Below are 22762 nucleotides of genomic sequence, written 5' to 3'. Positions count from 1 at the left end.
GTTCGCTTTCAAAGGGATTGTAGGTCGATCACGCGCGCGCCGGGGCAGGCGGCCTGTGCGATGTCGCACAAATGGCGGTGATGGGTCAGGTAGATGACCTGACCGGTGCGCGACATCTCGCCCAAAAGCGAGAAAGCTGCCGCCGCCCGGTCATCGTCAAAGGTTTCCATAATGTCATCGGCGATAAAGGGCACCGCCGCACGGGTCTTGGCCAGCTCGTGATAGCCCGCGATCCGCAGCGCCAGATAAAGCTGGAACCGCGTGCCTTTCGACATATCCGCCGCCATCCGCGTCGCGCCTCGTCGTCCCGCCGCAACCAGCCGGTCACTGTTGCCTTGGGTGACGACAGAAAGCGAGGGATAGGCGCCGCGGCTGAGCCGCTCGAAGGCATGGGAGGCCTGCGCCAACATCGCGCTTTGGTGGCTGTCGCGGTAGCGGCGCAGCGCGATCTCCAGCGCGATCAGGCCGAAGCGGCGGGAAAGGTGGTCCCGGGCCTGCTCTTTGAGCGAGAGCCCCAGGTTCTCGCGCTCGGCTAAGTTGCGCGCCAAGGCATCATCGCTGCCGATCTGGTCAAGCGCGTGCTGTGCATCCGAGGCAAGCCCTTGCAACCGCTCGGTTTCCTGCCGCTCTTCCTCGACCGAAATCGCAAGCTGGCTGGCACGCCCGCGCAGGGTCGCCTCGTCGGGGGCGGGCTCATCCGGCGTGGCCTCATCCGGTGCCGGGCGGCTTTGCAACTCACCCGAGAGACGCGCGATTTCGGCGCGTAGCCGCGTGGCCTCAATGCAAGCCTCGATCCGTTCAAGCAGTGTCCCGCCGGTGGCCTCAGACCAGCCCATCCGCGCGGCCAAGCCGTCCAGCGTCGCCTTTTGGGCAGCGAGATCGCTGTCGGTCTGGCGCAGATCCTCTTGCAAGCCCGTGCGCTGGTCCTGAAGCTTTTGCCGCTCGATTTCGGTCGCGAAAGCTCTGTCGCGGCGGGTGAGCGCCTCTGTCCAAAGCGCCGTCTCGGGCAGGTCGAGCGCGGCAAGGATCGCCGCCTTTGCCGCGATGAACTGATCTCGGTTCTGTTCCATCGCGCGCACGCGATGCGCCAGACCGGCCTCGTCGCGCGCCTGTCCCGCCAGATCGTCCAGCAGATCGAGCAGATCGGCTGCCCGCGCGCTGTCGCGGGGCAGGGCGGCGAGCACCGAACCCGCGCAGGCCCCATCCCAGGCGGCTTGCCACGCTGCAAATTCGTCCTGAGCGCGGCTGTTGTCTTCGTCACGCTCTTGGGCGTCGCTGCGCAGGCGGTTCAGGTGAGTGCGCGCCTCTTGACGCTTCTCGGCGCTGCGGTGAAGGGCTTGTGCTTCGGCAAGAAGCAGATCGAAGGCATCGGCTGCGGCGGACGGGGTCTTGTCCAAGGCGCGCGCGAGCGAGGAGGCCGCTTGCGCCAGCTCGTCCTCTGCGCGCGACAGCGTCGCTTGCGCAGCGCGAAAGATGTCGCGCAAGCGAAGCGCCTCGATTCGCAGGCTCAGCCAGCGTTCGAGGTCCGGGAACCCCGCGCCGGCAAGGCCGAGGCTGTCACAGCTGGCCTCGATGGTGGTCTTGAGCTCTTGCCGCGCCGCGACCGCGTGGCCATGGCGCGCCTTTGTCTGACTTAGCGCAAGCGTCCCGGCGCGAAGCTCTGCCTGAGCCTCTTCGATCCGTTGCCGTCGTGCGATCGCGTCCCCCATCAGCGCGGTGAACTGGTCATCTGCGCGCAATGCGGCCTCAAAAGCCTGAGCACTTGCCGGGGACAAGGTCGCGAGATGGCTGGCCCACAGCGCCTCACGGCGCGCGCGCGCCTCGGCCGCATCCGCGAGGTTGAGGCCAAGAGGAGCGTTCTCATCGCCATCCAAAGCGCTGCGCAGCGCGGCAAGGCCGTCTTCCTGGTGGCGCAGATCGCGCAAAGAATCGGCCTCGTCTTGCCGGGTTTTTTCCAGCAGGCCACGCCAGTTGTCGACCTGCCATTGTGCAGGCACGGGGAGCGCGGCGAGCTGATCGGCATCGCCGCGCCAGGGCGCGAGCCCGTCGAGCGCCGCCTGCAGTTTCACTGCGGCCTCGTCGCGTTCGCGCAGACCAAGCCTACGTTTCTGGGCCGGGTCGCTGGCCTCGATCCGCGACAGAAGGGCGGCGAGGCGTGCGCCGGTTTCGCCCTCACCAATCGCGCCGATGTCCCCCAGCCGCGCGCGCTCTGTCTCCAGATGCTTTGCCGCCTTTCGCGCCTCGTCGGCGGCGCTCGCGGCGGCTTGCATCAGGCCCGAGCGCTGGTTCAACAGTCCGCGGATCTGCGCGGGCAGGCCGGGCGGCAAGATCAGATCGGCCGGGTTCGCACCGGGCTTGCCCAGATCGGCCAGCAGCGCGGCAATCGCCTGCGCGCGCTCTGCCAGCTCTTGCCTGCGGCGGGGCAGGTCCTTCAGCGCGCTGTCATGTTCGGCGCGCAGGGCCTCGGCAGCGAGGATCGCCTCGGCCTCGGCCAGCGCCACGGGATCGGCCGTCAGATGGCGCAGCTTTTCTTCCAGATCGGCGGCATTGCGCAGCAGCGCCGCGCGGCGCTCATCAAGCCGGGCCTTGTCGCGCTCGAGCCCGGCGAGTTCCGTGGTCTCGGCCTTGCCCGCATCGGGCAGGGCGCCAAGCTCGGCCAGCCGGGTCTTTGCCTCGGCCAGCATCCGCTCAAGCGGCAAGGCGTTCAGCGCGGCCTGGACCTCTTCGAGCGCGCGGCGGGTCGCGCCTTCGCGCGCCTTGGCCGCGCGCCAGTCCTTCTGGGCGCTGTCGAGCTCGCGGCTGCGGCGCTTTTGCTCAGCGGCGGTGGTTTCCAGAGCGCGGGCGGTTTTCGCCAGCTCTTCGAGCCGCTTCTTGCCCTCATAAAGCGTGCCGCTGCGCTTGCCTTTGCGGTGGAACCCGTCGAGTCCGTCGCGCAGATCGTCGAGCTGACGCGTCAGCCCAGAGAGCCCGGCGCTCGCCGAAAACAGAAGCTGCCCAAGCTCTCCCCCGCTCGACAGGATCGACTCGCCGCCCTGTTCGATCGTCTCGTCGTCGAGCGAGAACATTGCCGAATAGCCGTCGCGCGTCAGCCCGCCAAGCGCGGCCGTCAGCGTGCTGTCGGGCAAAGCATTGCCCGCGCGATCGGAAAGCGTCGTGCCCCGGCCCTTGCGGCGGACGACCTCAACCGCGCCGCCTGCATGGCGGATCTTCGCGCCGATTTCCATCGTGGGGCCAGCGTGCAGGAAACTGTAGCGCGTCTGGGTGGGAATGCCGAAGAGAAGGTCAAGCCAGGCCGAGAACAATGTCGATTTCCCTGCCTCATTCGGACCGAAGACAATATGCAAATCAGGCCCTTCTGCCGCAGGTGCGGGGAAGTTGATCTGCGAATCGGTGAATCGCCCGTAACGGGTCAGGTTCAAATGGTCAAGGCGCATTATTCGCTCTCCGCCGAAATCGAGAGACGTGTCAGCAGATCCTCGGCGCCGCGGCGCAGCAGGCACGCGGATTGCGCGGTGATCTGATCTGGCGTTTCTCCCAGCAGAGCGCGCAAATCGGCGGGCAGATCAGAGAGAAATTCCTCGGTGGCGTTTCCGATCGCTTGGGCCAGCGCCGGATCGCCGACAAGGCCGCCCTGCACCAGCGCGACCAGATCGGCGGGCAATTGGCTGATCGCCGGATCCTCGGTCTCATCGAGCTGAAGTTCCAGCTTGTCGATCCAAAGCGCGGGAAACCCCTCGGCAATCACCCGGGCCTCGTCCGTCAGACTGTCGAGGTCGCGCCGGATGCGCCAGGCCAAGCGCGAGCGCCCGGAGAGGACAGGACGCAGGATCACGGCATCGACCGTCACGGGCTCCGCGGCCTGCCCCCTGAGCGCGGATGACATGGCGGCGATGATCCCCGACCACTCGTCAATCCCGTCAAGGGGCACCGCGATCTTCTCAAAGCGCACCCCCGCGACCGAGCGCGGCGTCACGCGGATGGTCCCATCGGGCTGAACCGTGACCAGTGAAACCGAGGTCTCGCCCGCCTCGCCGATATCGCGGCCCTGCGGCGTGCCGGGCATGACCACGGTGGCCGCGCCGTGATATTCCGCGCGTTTGTGGATATGGCCAAGCGCCCAATACCCGTAGCCAAAGGCGTCGAGATCGGCGAGCGCGCAGGGCGCATAGGGGCTGTGATCGGCGCTGCCGTTCAGGCTTGTATGCATCATGCCGATATTGAACGCACCGGGCACAGGTTGCGGATATTTCGGCAGCAGGCTTTCGCTGACATGGGGCGTCGGCATGCTCAGCCCGTGGACGGCGATGTCCATATCGCCCGCGCGAAATGTCCGGGTGCGGTCGCGCGCGGTGAAGACCACGGTATTCGCGGGCATGTCGAGCTCGGCATTCAGCTTGGATTCCGCATCATGGTTGCCGCGAATGATGAAGCAGGCAATCCCAGCCGCGTCGAGCCGATTGAGTTCGGTCTTGAGAAAGCGCGGGGTCTTGGTCGAGCTGTATTTCCCGTCCCACAGGTCTCCTGCAATGAGCAGCGCATCGACCTCTTCCTCAAGGCAGAGATCGACGATCCGGGTGAGGGTTGTTCTTGTCGCCGTCCCGACCGTCTCGGCCAGATCCGGGTCTCGCAGCGCCAGAGCCTTCAGGGGGGAATCGAGGTGCAAATCGGCGGTGTGCAAGAATTTGAATGTCAATGGGAAAGACCTGGTTACTCAATCCTCGGTATAGTGCGGGTCTCGCGGAGTCTGAGCAAGGGGATTTTCTTGAGCATTTGGCCTATCCGCGCAGCAGTGGGGGCCGTTGATGGGCGCGCGGGCTGGGGGAGATCGCGAAGCGGCTTTGACCGGGACGACGAGCGCGCCGTGATGGCGTGAGCCCCGGGCTGCGTGAGCTTTGGCATCCTCAGCGCGCGAGCTCGTTCATCATGGGCCGCGCGGCTGGTCAGAGCGGCGCTTCCGAGGGTATCGGGCGCCGGATCGGACCGGCTGACCTGCCCGAATTGCGCCCGTACCCGCTTTCGGCCACGGGAACGGGCGCGGTTTTTGGGGTCCCGCCACGCTGTCCCTTACGGGATCGGGCGGGGGGTAACCCGCGCTGACGGGCTGAGCTTGCGCTTTTAGCGCCAGACCCGATCGAGCAGCGCAAGCCAGTTCAATCCGAGCACCTTTTCGATTTTCGCATCACCCCAGCCCGCCCGGCTCATCGCATCGGCGATATTGGGGAAATCGCGGACCAGACGGAAACCCTCGGGGTTGATGATCTCGCCGAACGAGGTCAGCTTGCGGCCAAAGCCCTTGTCGTGGTTGAGCCAGTCGAAGAAGTCCGGGCCATAGTCTTGGGTGAAATCCGTGCCGATGCCGACGGCATCCTCGCCGACAAGATTGATCACATAATCCATCGCGGCGACGTAATCCGAGATATCCGCATTCACCCCTTTGGCCAGGAAGGGCGGGAACATGGTGACGCCGACAAAGCCGCCCTTTTCAACGATATAGCGCAGCTCCTCGTCGGATTTGTTGCGCGGATGGGTCTTGAGCCCCGAGGGCAGGCAATGCGAATAGGCGACGGGCGCGGTTGAGGCGTCGATTACATCGCGCGAGGTTTTCGGCCCGACATGGCTGAGATCGCAGAGCATACCGACGCGGTTCATCTCGGCCACGACATCATGGCCGAAATCCGAAAGACCGCTGTCGCGGCTTTCATAGCAGCCGCTGCCGACCCAGTTCTGGGTGTTATAGGTCATCTGGGCAATGCCGACGCCCAGGGTCTTGAGGATCTCGACATAGCTGATCTTGTCCTCGAAGGCCGAGGTGTTTTGCATACCAAGGATGACCGCGGTCTTGCCAGCCGCCTTGGCGTTGCGGATGTCGGCAACGCTGGTCGCTTTGACGATGTGATCGCCATGCTCGCGAAACCAGCCGTTCCACTGCGCGATATTGGCGACGGTTTCGCTGAAGTTTTCCCAGACGCTGCAGGTGCAATTCGCCGCCGTCAGACCGGCCTTTTGCATTTCGGCGAAAAGCGGGCCGCTCCATTTCGAGATGATGAGCCCGTCGATGACGATCGCGCTTTCATAAAGCCGGGTGGCATTGTCTTTCATGATGTCTTCCAATTCGTGACAAAGGGGGCCGCGCCGCGACAGGGCGGGCAGGGTGGTCAGGGGTGCTGAAGGGATGGGACGCGAAGGGCCTGAGGCCCCGGCTCAGGCCGCCGGATGGCAGCTCAGCTCGAAGCGGCACTCGGTTGCGCCCATGGCCGCGCATTGGGTTTCGCGACAGGTGATTTCACCGGGCGTGACGCCCTGCGCGTCGCAGATGAACTGCATCGCGCCGATGAGGAAACCCTCGAAGATATAGCAGACCGGCGCCTTGGCCGCGCCGTCGCTTTCAAGGACATAGATCGAGTCTCGCAAGGTGATCTCTGCCGTCAGCCGCTCGAGATCCAGCGCCTCGATGGTGAAGCGGCCCCAGCCGCGCTCCGAGAGGCGGCGCAGATAATGCTCGAAAACCTCGCGCTCATCGGTGCCGAGCAGATCGGCCTGACGCTGGCACCAATGCCGCGCCGATTTCGCGCCAGAGCGGTCGAGCACCGCCGCATAGGTCTCGCGGCCAAGGGTGGTCTCGATTTCGCGGTGCATATTCACCATGAAATGGCGCGGCACATAGACCATGGGCAGACCGTCGGTGCGCCAGATGCCGCTTGCCTCGTCAACCTCGATTTCAACAGCGGGTTGCATGGGATCTTCCTTCTGATTGGGGGAGGGGGAGCCTTCCCAGCCGGGAGTTCGGTCGCGTGATCCGGCCGGGAAGAACAGCGCGCTAGCGTGCCGAGCGCTGCATGGAATAAGGCGCGGTTTGGCTGGCCGAATTGTCCTCGACCTCATCGACCAGCGAGATCCGCGAGGTCTCGCGCAGCATCAGGCCGCCCGCCGCTGCCAGAACCGCGACCGCCATCAGATAGATCGCCGGAGAGAGGTTGTTGTCGGTCGCGTTGATCAGCCAGGTCGCCATCAGGGGTGCGGTACCGCCAAAGAGCGTGTAGGACATATTGTAGGTGAATGCCGAGGCCGTGTAGCGGGTGCGGGTCGGGAAGGTCTCGCTCATCAGGGCTGCCGTCACGACATTGGCGGTCAAGGCGCCGATCGCGAGCAGGATCACCCCCGGGATTGCCAGCAGCAATTGACCGGAACTGGCCAGCGCGAAGGCGGGGATCACCATCACCAGAAGCCAGCCACAGACGAACATGATCGTCTTGCGCCGACCAAAGCGATCCGAAAGCTTGCCTGCCAGCGGGCAAAAGGCCGCGGCGAAGACCAGAGCGGTCAGGGTGACCAGCAGCGCGCTCGGACGGGAGAGCCCGCCGACGACCTGCAGATAGGTCGCGAAATAGGTGGTGAACATGTAAAACGACAGCGCGGTCAGCGAGATGAAGGCGCCAAGGCGCAGGATCAGGCGGCTCTGGCTTTGCAGGGTTTCACGCAAGGGCGAATGGGCATGGGTGTTGTCCTCGGCGGCCAGCGCCTTGAAGACCGGGGTCTCCTCCATGCGCAGGCGCAGATAGATCCCGATCAGCCCCAGCGGTGCCGCGATCAGGAAGGGCACACGCCAGCCCCAGCTCGCCATCGCATCCGCCGAGAGGCTGTGTTCAAGCAAGAAGACCAGAGCGGCTGCCGAAGCGAAGGCGCTGAAGGTCGAAACCGGGATGAAGCTGCCATACCAGCCCCGCTTGTCGCGCGGGGAATGCTCCATGACATAAGCGATGGAGCCGGCATATTCGCCGCCCGCCGAAAAGCCCTGAAGGCAGCGCAGCACGGTCAGCAGGATCGGCGCGGCGATGCCGATGCTGGCGTGTGTCGGCAAAAGCCCGATAAGTGTCGTCGCGCCTGCCATCAGCAAGATGGTGAGCGACAGGATCTGCTTGCGCCCGATCCGGTCGCCCAAGACGCCAAAGAACATGCCTCCGAGCGGGCGCATGGCAAAGGCCACGGCAAAGACGCCGAAGGTCTTCAAGAGGCCAAGGCTGACGCTCTCGCTGGGGAAAAACTGATTGGCAATCGTCGTGGCAAGAAAGCCGTAGACGGCGAAATCGAACCATTCGACATAATTGCCCATGGCTGCTGCGCGGATGACTTTGCGAAGTGTGGTCGGAGAGGTCTGATCCTCTGGACTTGCAGTCATGTCTGATCCTTTCGAGTGATGATGGGACCAGCGATCCGGATCGGGCGGGGCCTACCCGCTGCCGCGTGCCGATTGGCCGCAGCCGGTCGCTGTCTGTCGCGCCGAGAGAGGGGCTCTCGGGCGCCGGTCTCAGTCCGTCCGGGATGGTGATGCGCGATATCTCGATTGCCTGTGCACCTTGCACCGCGAGCCATAATGGCCTGTCATGCCAATCCTCCCTGAAACGTTTTTGGTCTTCTGTGGTCAGGCTCTGCGGCCTGTGGTCTCTGATGATCCGCGCAAATGCTTGCGTTGTGAAATATTGGTTTGTGCAATATTGATAATCAAAGGGAATGAATGAAGGTGCCGCCATGAGCCTTGATCTGCGCCATATGCGGGCCTTCGCCGCGCTGGGACGAGAGCTGCATTACCGGCGCGCGTCGGAAAGTCTGCGCATCGCACAGCCCGCGCTCACCAAGACGATCCAGCAGCTCGAAGAGCATATCGGCGCGCCGCTTCTGGTGCGCTCGACCCGGCGGGTCGAGCTGACCGAGGCGGGGCGGGTGTTTCTTGAGGGGATCTCTTCGGTAACCGCTCAGATCGATCTCGCGGTCGAGCGCGCGCGCAAGGCGGCGCGCGGGGTGCGCGGTGAGTTGCGGCTCGCCTATACCGATTTTGCGATCAACGGTGGGTTGCCGCATTTCCTAAGGGAATTCAATGTCGTGCATCCCGAACTTTATCTCGATCTGACCTTCATGCCGACGATTCACCAGCATGAGGCGATCTTGCAGCGCCATATCGACGTGGGCTTTCTCTACGGGGTTTGGGACCAGCCGCAAACCAGCAGCCTGACCTTCGACGAAAACGAATATGTCGTCATCTTGCCCGATAAACATCCGCTTGCGGCGCGTGACGCCTTGACCCTGCGCGATTTGCGGGCCGAGAAATTCGTCTTCGGGACCGGCGACAGCTGGATCATCTTTCGCAAACAGGTGTTCGCGGAATGCCGCGCGCGCGGCTTCTTTCCCGATATTTCGCTTGAGGCGACCAGCAGCGACGGGATCTTTGGTCTCGTGCTCGCCGGGGCGGGGGTTGCGATCTATTCAAGCTGCATCGGGGACATTCCGCGCCCGGGGCTTGTAACGCGAAAGCTGGTGGACATGCAGGACAAGCTCCCGATCACGGCGGTTTGGGAGCGCGGCAATACCTCAGCCGAGGTTCTGACCTTTCTGAAATTCCTGCGCCAGAGCCGCCCGCTGCGCACGGCCGGGCGCAGCTAGGCAAGCGCCCGCCTGCGCCGCGCCGATCTCTAATAGGCCTTGCCGCGCGCCGAGACCGGCCAAAGCGTCTCGACCACGCCATTGCGAACGCCGACATACCAATCGTGCAGGTTACAGGTCGGGTCGCAATGCCCCGGAACCAGTCGCAGCTTTTCGTTGATCGCCAGGACGGTCTGCGGGTCCTCGATCACGCCATGCTCGTCGGTGCATTGGATATATTTGACATCGTCCCGACCAAAAACGACCGGCAGACCGCTGTCGAGCGATTGCACCTTCAATCCCGCATCAACAACCGCCAGATGCGGTTTGGCGTGGCTCATGACGCTGGTCAGAAGGAAAAGCGCATTCTCCCATTCGCTGGCGTCGATGCGCTGGCCAGAGGCATCGAGAATGCGACCGTAATCAGCATCCATGAAAGCATATGAGCCGCATTGCAGCTCGGTATAAACGCCCGAATTGGTCTCGAAGGAATAAGAGCCCGTGCCGCCCCCCGATACGATTTCGGGCGCAAGACCTTGGGACGTCAGCGCCGCAACCACCTCTTTGACCTGCGCGATCGCCACATCAAGCAGGACCTTGCGCCCGGCATGGTCTGCGATGTGCTGCATCGAGCCCTGATAGGCCTGAAGCCCGGCAAAGCGCAAACCCGGCGCGGCGGCGATTGCTTTGGCAATCTCGACCACCTCGGCGGGCGTGCCGACCCCGCAGCGCCCCGCGCCGCAATCGAGCTCAACGAAACAGTCGAGCTCCGTGCCATGCCGCTGGGTTGCGGCGGAGAGCTCGGCGACATTGGCCAGATCGTCGATGCAGATCGTCACCTGCGCCCCCGTTTGGGGCAGGCGCGCCAGCCGGTCGATTTTAAGCGGATCGCGCACTTGGTTCGAGATCAGAATATCGGTGATGCCGCCGCGCGCGAATGCCTCTGCTTCCGAGACTTTCTGGCAGCAGACCCCGCAGGCCCAGCCGAGTTCGATTTGCAGTTTCAGCACATCGACCGATTTGTGCATCTTGCCATGCGCCCGGTGGCGCATTCCATGGGCCCGAATATAAGCGCCCATCTTGCGGATGTTGCGCTCGAGCGCATCAAGATCAAGCACCAGACAGGGCGTCTGAATATCGGCCTCGGCCATGCCCGGACGCGCGGGAATGTCATAGCCGATCTCCAGCCGGTCGAAATCTGTGGGCGCGTTCATAGGGGTCTCCGCCGCGATTGGGGTGTTGGTTGTGGGCGCTTGGGGGCGTCCGCGGATATTCGGGGTGGCGCCGCTTTCAGGCCCTGACCTGCGGCCAAGCGCGATCCGCCGGTTGCCCGGCAGAGGTCAGAGGATCACGAAAGCTGTGCCAAGGGTTGGGCAGGTCAACCCCGCCCAACCGCATCTTCAGGCGGCGGTGCCGCGACCGGGCATCGCGTCGAGCAATTGGCGCGTATAGGCCGAGGCGGGCGCGTTAAAGACATCGACCGCGCGGCCCTGTTCGACAATCTGGCCCTTCTGCATCACGCAAATCCTGTCGCTGATCTGGGCTGCGACGCGCAGATCATGGGTGATGAAGATCATCCCCAAACCGAGCTCGCGCTGAAGTTCCGACAAAAGCTCCAAGACCTGTTTCTGCACCGTCATATCCAGCGCCGAAACCGCCTCGTCGGCGATCAGCAGATCCGGCTCCATCGCCAAGGCCCGTGCAATGCAGATGCGCTGGCGCTGGCCGCCGCTGAACTGATGCGGATAGCGTTGCAGCGCCGAAGGATCGAGGCCGACCCGCGCGATCAACTGTGCGCTGCGATCAAGCGCCTTCGCCCGCGACACGCCCGCATTCATCGGCCCCTCGATCAGCGAGGCGCCGATGCGGATGCGCGGATTGAGCGAGCGGTTCGGGTCTTGAAAGACCATCTGGACGCGCTGCTTGCGGCTGGATGCGCCATGCGGGCTGTGCGCCAGCGCAATGCTGCCCGACGTGGGCGGCACCAGCCCCGCGACGATCCGGGCCAAGGTGCTTTTGCCCGAACCGGATTCGCCCACGATGCTGAGCACCTCGCCTTGCGAGAGGCGCAGATCCATGTCGCGAACGGCATCGACCCGGCGGCTGGACCAAAAGCCGCCACCAAAAGCTTTGCCAAGGCGGTTGATCTCGAGAAGCGTTGGACCTTCGGGCAAGGCGCGGGGCGGAGGCGGTTCCAGCGGCGGGACGGCGTCGATCAGCTGCTGAGTATAGGCCTCGCGCGGGTTGTTCAGCACCTGATCGGCGGGGCCTGCCTCGACGATCTTGCCGCCGCGCATCACGATGACCCGATCCGCGATTTCGCGCACCACGCCGATGTCATGGGTGATGAAAAGAACGCCCGCTCCGCTCGCGCGGCGCAGATTGTCGATCAGCTTCAGGATCTGCTTTTGCGTGGTCACATCAAGCGCGGTCGTCGGCTCGTCGGCGATCAACACCGAGGGGTTCAGGATCAGCGCCATCGCGATCATCACCCGCTGCCGCTGCCCACCCGAGATCTGATGCGGACGCGCCTTGGCGATGGCGGCGGGGTCGGGCAGATGCACCGAGGCCAGCATCTCGAGCATCCGCGCCCGGCGCGCCGCGCGCGAGAGGCCAGGCTCGTGGATGACCAGCACTTCCTCGATCTGCTGGCCGACGCTTTGCACCGGATTAAGCGCGGTCATCGGCTCTTGAAAGATCATCGAAAGCGCCTGACCCGAGAGCTTGCGGCGCGCCTCGGTCGGCAAGGCCAAAAGATCGTCACCGTTGAACAGGATCTGCCCTGAGGTGACATTCATGCCCCGCGCCAGAAGGTTCATCACAGCAAAAGAGGTCGCGGATTTGCCCGAACCGGATTCGCCGACGACGCAGAGGATTTCGCCGGGCGCGAGATCGAAGCTGATTTCCTCGACCGCATGGGGACGGTCCGCGCCCTCGGGCAGAGCGATGGTGACGCCGCGCAGGCTGAGGACGGGTGCAAGCGGGGCCGCGTTCGACGCAAGTGCATGTGCCATGGTCATCACCGGCCTCCCAGACGCAGAGGATCGGTCACATCGCGCAGGCGGTCGCCGATCAGATTGATGGAAAGAACGGTCAGCGCAAGCAGGATGCTCGGCACGAAAACCACCCAAGGCGCGCGCTGAAACGAGCTGCGGCCTTCCGCAATCATATTGCCCCAGCTTGCCTGTTCCGAGGGCGTGCCGATCCCGAGAAAGCTCAGCACCGCCTCGACGATGATGGCAGAGGCGCAGACATAGCTTGCCAGAACGATCAGCGGGGCTGCGGCATTGGGCAGGATGTGGCGCCAGAGCAGCATGGGCGTGCGCGTGCCCGCCATGACGGCTGCCTCGATGAAGGGCTCGGTGCGGATGGTCAGGGCAAGGCTGCGGCTCAATCGCGCGATCTCGGGCAGGGTCGGCAGGGTGATCGCTAGAACCAAGGCCTGCGGGGTGCTGCCAAAGGCCATCAGTGCGGCGACGCCCAGAAGGACCGAGGGGATCGCCATCAGCCCGTCCATGACGCGCATGATGATGCCGTCGAGCATCCGGACATAGCCCGCGAGCAGGCCAAGCGTCACGCCGATCGACAAGGCCACGACCGTGACCAGCGCACCGACCGACAGCGAGATCCGCGCGCCATGAAGTGCTCGGGACAAGATGTCGCGGCCCACCCGATCCGTCCCCAGCCAGTGCTCGGCCGAGGGCGGACGCAGCCGGGCGGTGGCGTCGACGAAAGTCGGATCGACGGGGGAAATCCACGGGGCGGCGGCGGCAAGCAGGACCAGCGTGGTCAGGATCAACAGCGCCGCCGCCGTCAAGGGGTCGCTGACCATGGCGCGCGGCCAGTTTCGGGTTTGCGCGCTCATCGGGCCAGCCTCGGGTCAAGGGCTGCGCAGATCAGATCAATGCAAAGGTTGATCATCACATAAAGAACGGACGTCATCAGGACGAGCCCTTGTATGATGGGAAAGTCGCGCTTCAGGATCGCCTCGGTCACAAGGCGGCCAAGGCCGGGGATATTGAAGAGGCTTTCGGTCACGACCACGCCTCCGATCAGCCCGGCGAAGGTCGTGCCGATCAGCGTCACGATGGGCACGGCTGCGGCGCGCATCGCATGGACGAACAGGATGCGGCGGGGCGAGGCGCCCTTCGCGGCGGCGGTGCGGATGAAGTCCTGCTTGAGCATATCCGAGACCGTCGCGCGGCTGACGCGGGCAAAAAGCGCGATATTGAAGATCGAGAGCGTGAGCGCGGGCAAAGCCAGCGAGCGCACAAAGGCCCAGAGCCCGTTGCTTGGCGGCGCATAGCCTTGCGCGGGCAACCAGCCGAGTTTGAGCGAGAACAGATAGACCATCGAATAGGCGACAAGGAAAATCGGCATCGAAAAGCCAAGGGCCGAAAAGAAGGTCACGGCTTTATCGACGGGCTTGCCCAGCCGCATCGCGGCATAGGCCCCGGCGGGCACGCCGATCAGGACCGACAGGAAGATCGCCGACAGCGCCAAGGCCGCTGTGGCCCCGGTCCGACCCAGAATGATCTCGGCTACCGGGCGTTGGTAAAAGATCGAGGTGCCGAGGTCTCCCTTGCCGAGCTGCACCAGCCAGGCAAGGAACTGTTCGCCAAGGGGGCGATCAAGGGCAAGATGGCGACGCAAGGCTTCGACCGAGGCCTCGGTTGCGGTGTCACCGGCAAGGATCCGGGCCGGATCGCTGCCGCCTGCGTGGATCAGCAGGAAGATCACGACGGCGACAATCGGCACCACCGGTAAGGCCGAAATCAGTCGTTTGAGAATGAACCCCATGAATGCGCCCCCTTATCCGCTCACTCGCCGCGGGACTTGGTCAGCCCGTAGAACGGCGAGGCAGGTCCTTGGATCACATTGCCCACGTCCTTGTTCCACGCGCCAAGGTGAACGAATTGACCGGCAGGCACGAAGGGCATGATCTCGAAGATCCGGGCCTGGAAGTCGTCGGCCAGCTTCTTGCGCTCTTCCAGCGTGGTCGCGTTCATGAAGGCGGTGCGGATCGCGTTCGCGGCCTCATCACAGGGCCAGCCCGCCCAAGAGGTTTCGCAATTGGTATTGCCGGGCAGGTTGACGAAGGGGTTGACCATATTGTCCGCCGAGGCCGTCGTCACGAAGAGGTTCCAGCCCCCTTCAGCCTGCGGCCCTTTGAGCGCGCGGCGCTGCAAAAGCGATGCCCAATCCGAAGCGGCAAGCTCGACGTTGAACCCGATCGAGCGCAGCTCTTGGGCGGCGATCAGCGCATAGGCTTGCAAGCCGGGGCGGTCGGTCGGCTGAAGCACGACGATCGGCGTGCCGTCATAATCGCTTTCGGCCAACAAGGCCTTGGCCGCTTCAAGATCGAGGCTGCCGACCGCCTCGCTGCCGATATCCGTGGTATAGGGGCTGTCGCAGGTGAAGATCGACTTGCAGACCTTGCCATATTCCGGCCGCGCCGCCGCTACCGCGAGATATTGGTTCTGATCGACCACCATCGCAAAGGCGCGGCGCGCGCGCGGATCGTTGAAGGGCGCGGTCAGGTTGTTGAAGCGCAAAAGGATCGTCTCGCCCGCGGGATAGCGGGTCGCGACGGTGATCGCGTCATCCTCTTCCAGCTGGTCGAGCGTATCGGGGTTGATCGAGCTGATCATGTCGATCTCTCCGGCCATCAGCGCATTGACCGAGGTCTGGCTGTCCGGGATCGTCAGCAGTTCGACCCGATCCACCGATCCGGCATGAGAGCCTGCCAGCACATCCTGAGGCTCGGCGCGCGGCACATAGGCTTCGTTGCGCTTGAGCACGATGACCGAACCCGGACGGGTCTCGGCGGCGTCATAGATATAGGGGCCGCTGCCGACAGGCTCGGTGATCACGGCATCCGGGCCACCGGCGATAATGCGGGCGGGATAGATATAGGGCACGATCGGCGAATATTTCCCGAGCACGTCCAGCGTCAGGCCAAAGGGCTCGGACAGCGTCATGCGGAAGGTGGTGTCACCCACGGCTTCCAGCTTGGCAAGGCGCTGCTGCAAAACCGTGCCGATGGCATCCTTGGCAAAGAAGCGTTCCAGCGAGGCGATCACATCGGCCGAAGTCACCGGCGCGCCGTCATGGAAGGCGAGATCTGGGCGCAGCGTGAAGGTATAGACCAACCCGTCCTCGCTCAGCGTATGCGCGCCGACCATCTGCGGCTGGGGCTGGCCTGCAGCGTCCATAGCAAACAAGGTCTCGAAGACCATATGGCCGAAATCGGTCACGACCGTCGCGGTCGTCTGGCTGGGATCGAGCGACGGCAGGTCGGAATCCAGCACGATGCGCAGGACTTCGTCAGCCTGAGCGGGCAGGGTAAAGGGCGTGGCCAGCGTCAAAGCAAGCACAGTGCCGCCCAGAAGGCGCGAGAGTGATCGGCAGTTCATATGATTGATCCTGTTGGGTTTGTTTCTTTTGTTGTGAGATGGGGCGCGAGGTCAGGCCGCGTTCTGTGGCACAAAGCCTTCGCCAAGCGGGCGCAGCCGCAATCCCGGCGCAAGGTGCTTCCACTCCATCGCGCCGGGATCGACGATCATCGCGCCCGGGGCGATGGCGATCAGGACCGCCGCGCAGATCGGCGCGAAATCAGCGCGGAAATGGGCGATGCTTTTGACGACGAGAATCTGCTCGGTGCTGGGCTCGATCCCGACGGCGCGGAAATAGCTGAGATCCAGCATCTGCGCCCGGCGGGAGGAAATCGCGATCCGCACCCCGCCGATCCGCAGGCAGGCCGAGGGGCCGAGATTGATCTGCAACCCGCCGACCACCGGCCCGGTTGCCAGCACCTTCCCGTCAGAGAGAGCCTCGACGGTGAACTCGGCCTCAAAGGGCGCGTCACCCTCAAGGCCCGAGCGTCCGCCGACCGCCAGCCGCACAACTGCGCCGACGCCTGCCTGATGCGCCAAGCGGGCGGTTTCGGGATCATGGATCAGGCCGATGGCCGCGTTTTGCGCATCCGCTGCGACCAGCGCCCGCAAGAGGCCGGTGGTGTCCGAGCTGCCGCCCGCGCCGGGGTTGTCCTGACTGTCGGCGATGACCACCGGCCGCCCGGCGCTCCGCGCAATCTGCATGGCCTCGCGCACCGCCTCGTCGGGCGCATAAAGCTTGCCCGCAAAATCAGCCTCGAAGCCGTTGACTGCGGCCAAAAGCGCATCTGCTGCCGCGTCGGCGTCGCGCGCTTCATCGGCATAGGCAAGGATCGAGGGGCGGCAATCCACGAAATCGGTCGCGGGAAAACAGGGGAAAAAGCTCATGCTGGCGATCGGGGCTTCCAGCTCTAGCATCTGCGAGAGGATCGAGGCGCCCGGCTCGATCACTGAGGGCTGAAAGACGCTCGGGATCAGGAAATCGACCTGCCGGAAGGCTTTGGCAGGCCGCCAGTTCTCGCGCACCATCTTACGCAAAAGCGCGAATGAGCGGCGCCCGGTTTCGGCCATATCGATATGCGGATAGGTCCGGTAGGCGATCAAAGCATCGGCCATCTCGACCATCAGCGCCGAGGTATTGCCATGGGGATCAAGCGCCACCACGACCGGCACCTGTGGCCCGATGGCAGCCCGCACCCGGCGCAGAATCTCGCCCTCGGCATCGGGAAAGCCCGCGCTGAACATCGCGCCATGCAGGTCGAGAAAAACCCCGTCGAGCGGCAGGGCTTCGGTGATGCGGTCGATCAGTTCGGTGCAGATTGTCTCGAAGACATCTGCCGGGACCACCCCGGACGGCGCCGCAGCGGTCCAGAGCGTCGGGATCAGCTGCCACACCGGTTCGGCCGCCGCCATTTCGTCAAAAAAGCCGGTGGCGGGCAGGTTGCTGCCTGCAAGGCCAGACAGAACCTCGGCCCCGCGCAAAAGGCCGGGATAGGGGCCGGGCAAGGTGAAATCCTCAAGCCGGGTGGCGGTCGAGCAGAAGGTGTTGGTCTCGTGGTTGAAACCGCCAAGTGCAATGCGCGGTGTGTCTGTCGGCGGGATCGCGATGGGATCGGTCATGCGGGAAACCCTTTCGGACCGACCGTTAAGGCCGTCGCGAACGGCCCTACGCTGGCCGGATAGTAGGTATCGGCAAGCCGCCCTTCCAGAAGGGACACACGGAGGATCCCAACCCTCCGCTCGTCTGGCGCATTGCCCGGAACCTGTCTCATTTTCCCCTCCGCCCAAGCAACAGAAAGCCCACCGCACAAGATGATGCGGCCGTTTGATCGCTTTGGTTTGCCAAATTCCAGCCAGTTAAAACGCTTGGGGCATCAATAACAAATGACTTATACTGCACAGAAATATAAGTGGTGCTAATGTATCGAGAAGCGGTCCGGGGAGGGTGCAATGGCTCGGTTTGACGCGCGGCTCGTCGCGGATCTCTGGTGTTTCGTGAATGCAGCCAATAGCGAGACCCTGGAAGCCGCAGCCGTTCGCCTCGGCGTGACGCAAAGCGCAGTAACTCAACGTATTCATAGGCTTGAAGACAGGTTGAGCGTGAAGCTCTTTGCCCGTCAAGGCCGACATCTGCGCCTGACACCCGAGGGGCGACGGCTTGCCGAGGTCTCGACGCGCAGCTTTGACGACCTGCAAGGGGCGGTGGCCGGGTTGGAAATTCTTGCGACCCCGGCGACAGTTAAGATCAGTTGTGCGCCGTCTCTTGCTGTCGAATGGTTAACGCCCGCTCTCAGCGGCTTTTCTGCACAGCACCCCGGCATCCAGACCGTGATCTTTGCCGAGATGAGCAATGCCCATCCAAGCCACCTGATTGCACAAAACATCGATATTGCGATTCGATATGGCACTGCGCCGCCCAAAGCCGCCTTGGTCGTGGCCGAGATCGTCGAGCCGATTTTTCCGGTCGCCTCGCCGCAGCTCGCACAACGGATCAAGGGCGATGATTTTGGTACGATCCCGCTTTTGCATGACGCAACTCCGTGGGAGGGCGCGCCCACCTACACCGCCGAATGGGATAATTGGCTTGACCAACGCGGCACGCCGTCGCGGCAGAACCGCCCGGACCATTTCTTCAATATGGCGCAGCTTGCCTATAGCTCGGCGCTGGATGGAGGCGGCATTGCGTTGGGCCGGCAACTGGTCATCTCGCGCTATCTAGAGAGCGGACAATTGGTCCCCGTCGGTCAGCAGCCGCCTCTTGAAGATTTCAGATATTACATCTGCCTCAACGCCAATCCGCCATCTGCCGCCGCTGGGATCTTTCTGGAATGGCTGCTCGGCGCAATGCGCAATCAGCGATCAAACAAGGTGACGCTTGGGTCTGCGGGGGGCGGGGCCGATCCATTGCCTCGATGAGACGGGGCCAGTCGGAGCTTTGTGGCGCAAGTGGGCGGGCACTCCTTGAGCTGCGTCTATCGGGCTGGCTACGACGCTCGGCGGAGTTGCCATCTCGGCTCGAATTCCAGCGATATATGGCATCAGCTTGATCGTCCTGCGTCACCTGTTCAATGCGAGGCGCTGCAGCGCCCGCGAAATGGCGCCCGTTCTTGCGGCGCTCAGCGTTTCGCGGGGCTCAAACGTCATCGTTGCGATCCGCTTGGGCGCGCCATTGGGTCGTGTTGACGATTGGTATCCGCGAGCGTGTTCTGCGCTCTGGAGATCGCCGCCACCCGCTCGCTTGGCATCTGACTTACCGTAAGTTGAAGGGCGGCATCCACGAAGTTGACCTTGCCGAAAAGGGTGCGCGCCCGTGCAGGCACGAGCCGATCTTGAAACTGTATCGTATGGTTCAGATTGTGTGCCTGCTGGAGTTGATCTGAAGGATCCAGTTCGTGAAAGCGGGTAAAGTTCTGTATTGCCCTGAAAGTTAAACCAATTTGATATAATTCACCGGCCTTCGGACTGGGGAGTTGGGCTGCTTTTTATCCCTGCCGGTCAATTCACCCAAGTGAAATCCCCTAAGGGCATTATCCAGATTGGGTCAATCACTCGGTTTGGCTACCTTTCATGGAGCAGGTGCGGTGAAACAACTCTCGCCACCGCATCGTTGCAGAAACCTTTGACGTGCTCGGATGTGGAAAGTGCGAAATTTGCAGCGCCACAAGAATGTCTCACTTTTCATGCTCGATGGCCGCTCCCGTGATGACTGCTTTTAGGTTCGGATTGATGCGCCTCTGGCGCCACTTTCCTCAAGTCGAATATTGAATCCTGATCCGTGTTTGTACAGGAAGAAGACACCATGATTGCTTTTCACCATCTCCCAGTCGATGCCAATCTGGTCCATAAAGATAATCTGGATGATGTCCTGATTTCCAACCAGCGCACCGAGCTGCCAACCTGGCTTTCAATTGAAGATCTGGATGCGGATATCCTGTCAAAGGATGATCGCGACCTATTGCTGCAATATTACACCCGGGCGACGGAGGCAGACGGCCTCCACTACGGCCACGGGGCACATCTGCTGCGCCGCTCGGTTCCTCAGATTTTGCCTCTGGATGTGGCGGAGCAACCAGACTTTGAATTTGTGACCGATCATTACAAAGTCACGCCAGAACATCTGGTTTTACACAGCAAATATCTTCCCGAAGAACAGGAAGCGCAACTTGCTGCGCACTTCCTTCCGGTGATGCTACAGCTCGAGGATACCGAGCGTGTCACGCTGACCCGCTTGACGGCGCATGTGCAATCCAACGAAAAGCCAAATCGTTACTATTTCAATATGATTAACGATCTGCGGAACTACTTCTTTTACCGGAAGCACCATGAGCATGTGCCGGGTTTGATGCTGGTCGAAGCCGCACGTCAAGCGGTCTACGCACAATATTACAATACCGGAATTCACCAACGCGGCGAAGTCACGTTGACGATGAGCGAATTGAATTGCAAATTCGAAAGCTATGTCGAATCGAATTATCCTGTTTCTCTTTGCGTTGAAACGATCGCTGAGGACGGAGAGGCGCGCGTCAGTGGGCAAATGCGGCGTCAGGTTCGGTTCTATCAAAATGGCCGTCGCGTCGCCGTGATCGATGCCGCAGGGATACCCATAAAGCTCAAACTGTTCAACAGATTGCGGGTGGTTCGACCAAATCCTGAGCATTGGTTCGTCCCGGTGAAGGGCTTTGCCTCATCGGCAGTCTTTTTCAGCCCCGACGGGAAGCGCGTTGAGGGGAAACTCAAGCGTGTGGCGCGCAATGCGATGGAGATCAGTTTTGATCGGGTGCCGCCTCTTGAATCCCCCCTGAATTTCGTTCTGGCGATTGATGGAATTGGCTATGTCGATGGCTCGGTCCGGCTCGATGAATTGCGCGAGGAGGGCAAAAACCTGCTGTGCCGCTTTTCGGTCGAGAGCCTGACGGCCGAGGCAGAACGTCGCTGGCTGGAGGCGATCAAGACGTTTTCCCATATTGCACCGCGATTAGGGGCTCATTGATGCAGACCACAGCAACAATCAACGCGTTGCAGCGCTACGCCGCCGTCACCGCGCCTTTTACGGTGCGCGGAGTCCGCTTTCGCAACCGGGTGTTCTTGTCGGCCATGGGGCTCGATATGGCGGAAAGCGACGGATGCATGTCGCCCGATCTGATCGAGTTCTATCGCGGCGTGATCGCGGGCGGGGTCGGGGCGGTGATGCTGTCGAATGCCTCGGTCTCGCGAGAGTCCGCGCTGCTGCCCCGGGCGCTGAAGATGCACGATAGCCGGCACGCCGCCGCATTACGGCCCTTTTTTGATGAGGCCGCCCAAGCGAATGTCGTGGTGGGAGTGCAGCTGCAGCATTATGGCGGGCAGGGCGCGACGACGCTGACCTCTGGCCATCCGCTGCTGACGCCAAGCGGCATTGGGTGCCAGTCTTCGCTCAAACTGGATCCGAACTACCGGGTCCGCGCGATGGAGGCAGAGGATTTCGACCGCGTGCAGGCCGAGTTCGCGCAGGGGGCGCGCCTCGCCGTTGCCGCAGGGGCCCGGTTTGTTCAGCTCCAAGCCTCGAACGGCTATCTGCTCTCGAGCTTTTTGTCGAAATTTACCAACCGGCGCGAGGATGATTGGGGCGGAGATCCCTTGCGCCGCGCGCGTTTCGTGATCGAGGTGGTCGAGGCGGTCCGCGCCGCGATCGGGCCAGAGGTGGTTCTTGGCCTGCGCATCGGCTTGAACGACTACCTCGGCGCGGGCGGGCTGGAGCTCGCCGATCTTGAGCCGGTCGTGCCACGGCTGGAGGCCGCGGGAGTTGATCTCTTCGAGGCCTCGTTCTGTGTCGCTGATACCTTTTCGCGACTGTCGCAGAATACGCCCGAATTGCGCGCCGAGCTTGCAGCCCAAGTGCGGCAGTTTCGCGAATGGGCCAGCGTTCCGGTGGGTTTTGCGGGCTTCATCGGCTCGCTGCAGGAAAGCTGCGATCTGATCGAAGCGGGAGTGGTCGATTACGTTGCCTTGGCGCGTGCGCTTCTGGCCGACAACGATCTCATCCGCAAAGAGCTCGCCGGGCGCGAGAGCGAGGTGCATCGGTGTCGCTGGGACGGGGCCTGCTTTCGCGACAAGTATAACCCACAATTTCAACGGGTTCATTGCTGCGTGAACCCCAAATACAAGCGGCCCTCTGATGGGGCCAAGCAACTGGAGGGAGCGATATGAGCCTGACGGGCAAGATCACTTTGGTGACTGGCGGCACCCAAGGCATGGGGCTGGTGACGGCGGCGCATTTGGCGCGACAGGGCGCGAAGGTCATTCTTTGCGGTCGCACAGCCGATGCCGGCGCCGAGGCGTTGCGAGGCCTGACCGCTGCGGGCCTTGAGGCAGAGTTTGTTCCTTGCGACGTGTCGCAGCCGGGGGCCGCCAGCGCCTTGGTCGATGACATTGTCGCGCGGCACGGCCGTCTCGATTGTGCGTTCAACAATGCGGGCAGTTCGGTCCCTTATGCAAAAATTGGCGAGGCGGATCTTGCCGCCTGGCAATCCGCAATAGCGGTTAATCTGACGGGCACCTTTCTGTGCCTGCGCGCCCAGCTTGCGGCAATGTCGCTGACGGGTGGGGGGGCGATTGTGAACAACAGCTCTCTGGCAGGGATCACCGCCATTCCCGGCCAAGCTGCTTATGTCGCCTCGAAATTCGGAGTGATCGGTTTGAGCCAAGCGGCGGCGATCGAATATGCGCAGGATCCCTGCATTCGTGTAAATGCCATCGCGCCCGGCCCGATTTTGGGCGGAATGAACTCTGAGGAGGCGCTGGCCGCCCAACCAGAACGCACCCGAAAGAAGGTTGCAGTTACCGCGATGAAGCGCATGGGGCGCCCCGAAGAGGTGGCCGAGGTCGTGGCATGGCTTTTGTCGGATGCGGCCTCGTTCGTTACGGGCGCCGTGTTTCCCATCGACGGCGGCGCCGCCGCTGGACGATCCTGAAGG

General features: G+C 63.0%; 16 protein-coding genes. 5 read left to right on the top strand and 11 right to left on the bottom strand.

The features are described from left to right. Window positions 1-8: 8 nt before the first annotated feature. The 5 genes from JCM7686_RS08650 to JCM7686_RS08630 form a co-directional block, all read right to left on the bottom strand. Window positions 9-3434 carry an ATP-binding protein gene (locus JCM7686_RS08650; protein ID WP_020950478.1) on the bottom strand — a complete coding sequence of 1142 codons (3426 nt, stop codon included), beginning with the start codon at window positions 3432-3434 and terminating at the stop codon, window positions 9-11. Then, on the bottom strand, window positions 3434-4693 hold the full coding sequence (locus JCM7686_RS08645) for a metallophosphoesterase family protein (RefSeq protein ID WP_020950477.1): 1260 nt from the start codon (window positions 4691-4693) through the stop codon (window positions 3434-3436). Before JCM7686_RS08645 ends, JCM7686_RS08650 begins: the two co-directional genes overlap by 1 nt. 422 nt (window positions 4694-5115) lie before the next feature. After that, window positions 5116-6099, bottom strand: a complete 984-nt coding sequence (locus tag JCM7686_RS08640) for a dipeptidase (protein WP_020950476.1) — start codon at window positions 6097-6099, stop codon at window positions 5116-5118. A 102-nt stretch (window positions 6100-6201) separates the two neighbouring features. After that, the gene (locus tag JCM7686_RS08635; RefSeq protein ID WP_020950475.1) at window positions 6202-6735 is read right to left on the bottom strand and encodes a 4-vinyl reductase; all 534 of its coding nucleotides are present in this window, start codon (window positions 6733-6735) and stop codon (window positions 6202-6204) included. Window positions 6736-6817: 82 nt separating this feature from the next. Next, on the bottom strand, window positions 6818-8176 hold the full coding sequence (locus JCM7686_RS08630; protein ID WP_020950474.1) for an MFS transporter: 1359 nt from the start codon (window positions 8174-8176) through the stop codon (window positions 6818-6820). Window positions 8177-8526: 350 nt separating this feature from the next. Between JCM7686_RS08630 and JCM7686_RS08625 the strand changes: the two genes are divergently transcribed. After that, complete coding sequence (locus tag JCM7686_RS08625; RefSeq protein WP_020950473.1) at window positions 8527-9435, top strand: LysR family transcriptional regulator; 909 nt, start codon at window positions 8527-8529, stop codon at window positions 9433-9435. A gap of 29 nt (window positions 9436-9464) precedes the next feature. On the opposite strand, the gene bhcC is transcribed toward JCM7686_RS08625, so the two are convergent. The 6 genes from bhcC to JCM7686_RS08595 form a co-directional block, all read right to left on the bottom strand. Then, window positions 9465-10628, bottom strand: coding sequence for a 3-hydroxy-D-aspartate aldolase BhcC (gene bhcC, locus JCM7686_RS08620; protein ID WP_020950472.1), 1164 nt, complete (start codon window positions 10626-10628; stop codon window positions 9465-9467). A 186-nt stretch (window positions 10629-10814) separates the two neighbouring features. Beyond that, entirely contained in the window at window positions 10815-12428 is a 1614-nt protein-coding gene (locus JCM7686_RS08615) for a dipeptide ABC transporter ATP-binding protein (protein WP_041527751.1), read from the bottom strand. A gap of 5 nt (window positions 12429-12433) precedes the next feature. Continuing rightward, on the bottom strand, window positions 12434-13279 hold the full coding sequence (locus tag JCM7686_RS08610) for an ABC transporter permease (RefSeq protein ID WP_020950470.1): 846 nt from the start codon (window positions 13277-13279) through the stop codon (window positions 12434-12436). Further along, window positions 13276-14214: an ABC transporter permease gene (locus tag JCM7686_RS08605; protein ID WP_020950469.1), complete on the bottom strand. Its 939-nt coding sequence runs from the start codon at window positions 14212-14214 to the stop codon at window positions 13276-13278. The genes JCM7686_RS08610 and JCM7686_RS08605 overlap by 4 nt, the downstream gene beginning before the upstream one ends. 20 nt (window positions 14215-14234) lie before the next feature. Beyond that, window positions 14235-15830 (bottom strand): ABC transporter substrate-binding protein, encoded by a 1596-nt coding sequence (locus JCM7686_RS08600; protein WP_020950468.1) that lies wholly within the window; start codon window positions 15828-15830, stop codon window positions 14235-14237. Between the two features lie 51 nt (window positions 15831-15881). Next, window positions 15882-17429, bottom strand: coding sequence for a M81 family metallopeptidase (locus tag JCM7686_RS08595; protein ID WP_020950467.1), 1548 nt, complete (start codon window positions 17427-17429; stop codon window positions 15882-15884). A 330-nt stretch (window positions 17430-17759) separates the two neighbouring features. On the opposite strand from JCM7686_RS08595, the gene JCM7686_RS08590 reads away from it, so the two are divergent. The 4 genes from JCM7686_RS08590 to JCM7686_RS08570 all read left to right on the top strand — a co-directional run bounded on the left by JCM7686_RS08590 (window position 17760) and on the right by JCM7686_RS08570 (window position 22759). Beyond that, a complete protein-coding gene (locus JCM7686_RS08590; protein WP_020950466.1) occupies window positions 17760-18725 on the top strand; it encodes a LysR substrate-binding domain-containing protein in 966 nt (321 codons plus the stop codon). A gap of 883 nt (window positions 18726-19608) precedes the next feature. Then, a complete protein-coding gene (locus tag JCM7686_RS23400) occupies window positions 19609-20799 on the top strand; it encodes an AfsA-related hotdog domain-containing protein (protein WP_020950465.1) in 1191 nt (396 codons plus the stop codon). After that, entirely contained in the window at window positions 20799-21995 is a 1197-nt protein-coding gene (locus tag JCM7686_RS08575) for an oxidoreductase (protein ID WP_020950464.1), read from the top strand. Before JCM7686_RS23400 ends, JCM7686_RS08575 begins: the two co-directional genes overlap by 1 nt. Next, window positions 21992-22759, top strand: coding sequence for an SDR family NAD(P)-dependent oxidoreductase (locus JCM7686_RS08570; protein ID WP_020950463.1), 768 nt, complete (start codon window positions 21992-21994; stop codon window positions 22757-22759). The genes JCM7686_RS08575 and JCM7686_RS08570 overlap by 4 nt, the downstream gene beginning before the upstream one ends. Window positions 22760-22762: the final 3 nt, after the last annotated feature.

It is taken from the genome of Paracoccus aminophilus JCM 7686, assembly GCF_000444995.1.
In the GTDB taxonomy this organism is placed as follows: domain Bacteria; phylum Pseudomonadota; class Alphaproteobacteria; order Rhodobacterales; family Rhodobacteraceae; genus Paracoccus; species Paracoccus aminophilus.
Note: the sequence above shows the minus strand (reverse complement) of the source record. Positions and strands in the feature narration are given on the sequence as shown.

Bases quoted from the DNA above. Each gene is read 5' to 3' on its own strand.
- JCM7686_RS08650 (WP_020950478.1), bottom strand. From the start codon at position 3,434: ATGCGCCTTGACCATTTGAACCTGACCCGTTACGGGCGATTCACCGAT.
- JCM7686_RS08640 (WP_020950476.1), bottom strand. From the start codon at position 6,099: ATGAAAGACAATGCCACCCGGCTTTATGAAAGCGCGATCGTCATCGAC.
- JCM7686_RS08635 (WP_020950475.1), bottom strand. From the start codon at position 6,735: ATGCAACCCGCTGTTGAAATCGAGGTTGACGAGGCAAGCGGCATCTGG.
- JCM7686_RS08630 (WP_020950474.1), bottom strand. From the start codon at position 8,176: ATGACTGCAAGTCCAGAGGATCAGACCTCTCCGACCACACTTCGCAAA.
- JCM7686_RS08625 (WP_020950473.1), top strand. From the start codon at position 8,527: ATGAGCCTTGATCTGCGCCATATGCGGGCCTTCGCCGCGCTGGGACGA.
- bhcC (WP_020950472.1), bottom strand. From the start codon at position 10,628: ATGAACGCGCCCACAGATTTCGACCGGCTGGAGATCGGCTATGACATT.
- JCM7686_RS08615 (WP_041527751.1), bottom strand. From the start codon at position 12,428: ATGGCACATGCACTTGCGTCGAACGCGGCCCCGCTTGCACCCGTCCTC.
- JCM7686_RS08610 (WP_020950470.1), bottom strand. From the start codon at position 13,279: ATGAGCGCGCAAACCCGAAACTGGCCGCGCGCCATGGTCAGCGACCCC.
- JCM7686_RS08605 (WP_020950469.1), bottom strand. From the start codon at position 14,214: ATGGGGTTCATTCTCAAACGACTGATTTCGGCCTTACCGGTGGTGCCG.
- JCM7686_RS08600 (WP_020950468.1), bottom strand. From the start codon at position 15,830: ATGAACTGCCGATCACTCTCGCGCCTTCTGGGCGGCACTGTGCTTGCT.
- JCM7686_RS08595 (WP_020950467.1), bottom strand. From the start codon at position 17,429: ATGACCGATCCCATCGCGATCCCGCCGACAGACACACCGCGCATTGCA.
- JCM7686_RS08590 (WP_020950466.1), top strand. From the start codon at position 17,760: ATGGCTCGGTTTGACGCGCGGCTCGTCGCGGATCTCTGGTGTTTCGTG.
- JCM7686_RS23400 (WP_020950465.1), top strand. From the start codon at position 19,609: ATGATTGCTTTTCACCATCTCCCAGTCGATGCCAATCTGGTCCATAAA.
- JCM7686_RS08575 (WP_020950464.1), top strand. From the start codon at position 20,799: ATGCAGACCACAGCAACAATCAACGCGTTGCAGCGCTACGCCGCCGTC.
- JCM7686_RS08570 (WP_020950463.1), top strand. From the start codon at position 21,992: ATGAGCCTGACGGGCAAGATCACTTTGGTGACTGGCGGCACCCAAGGC.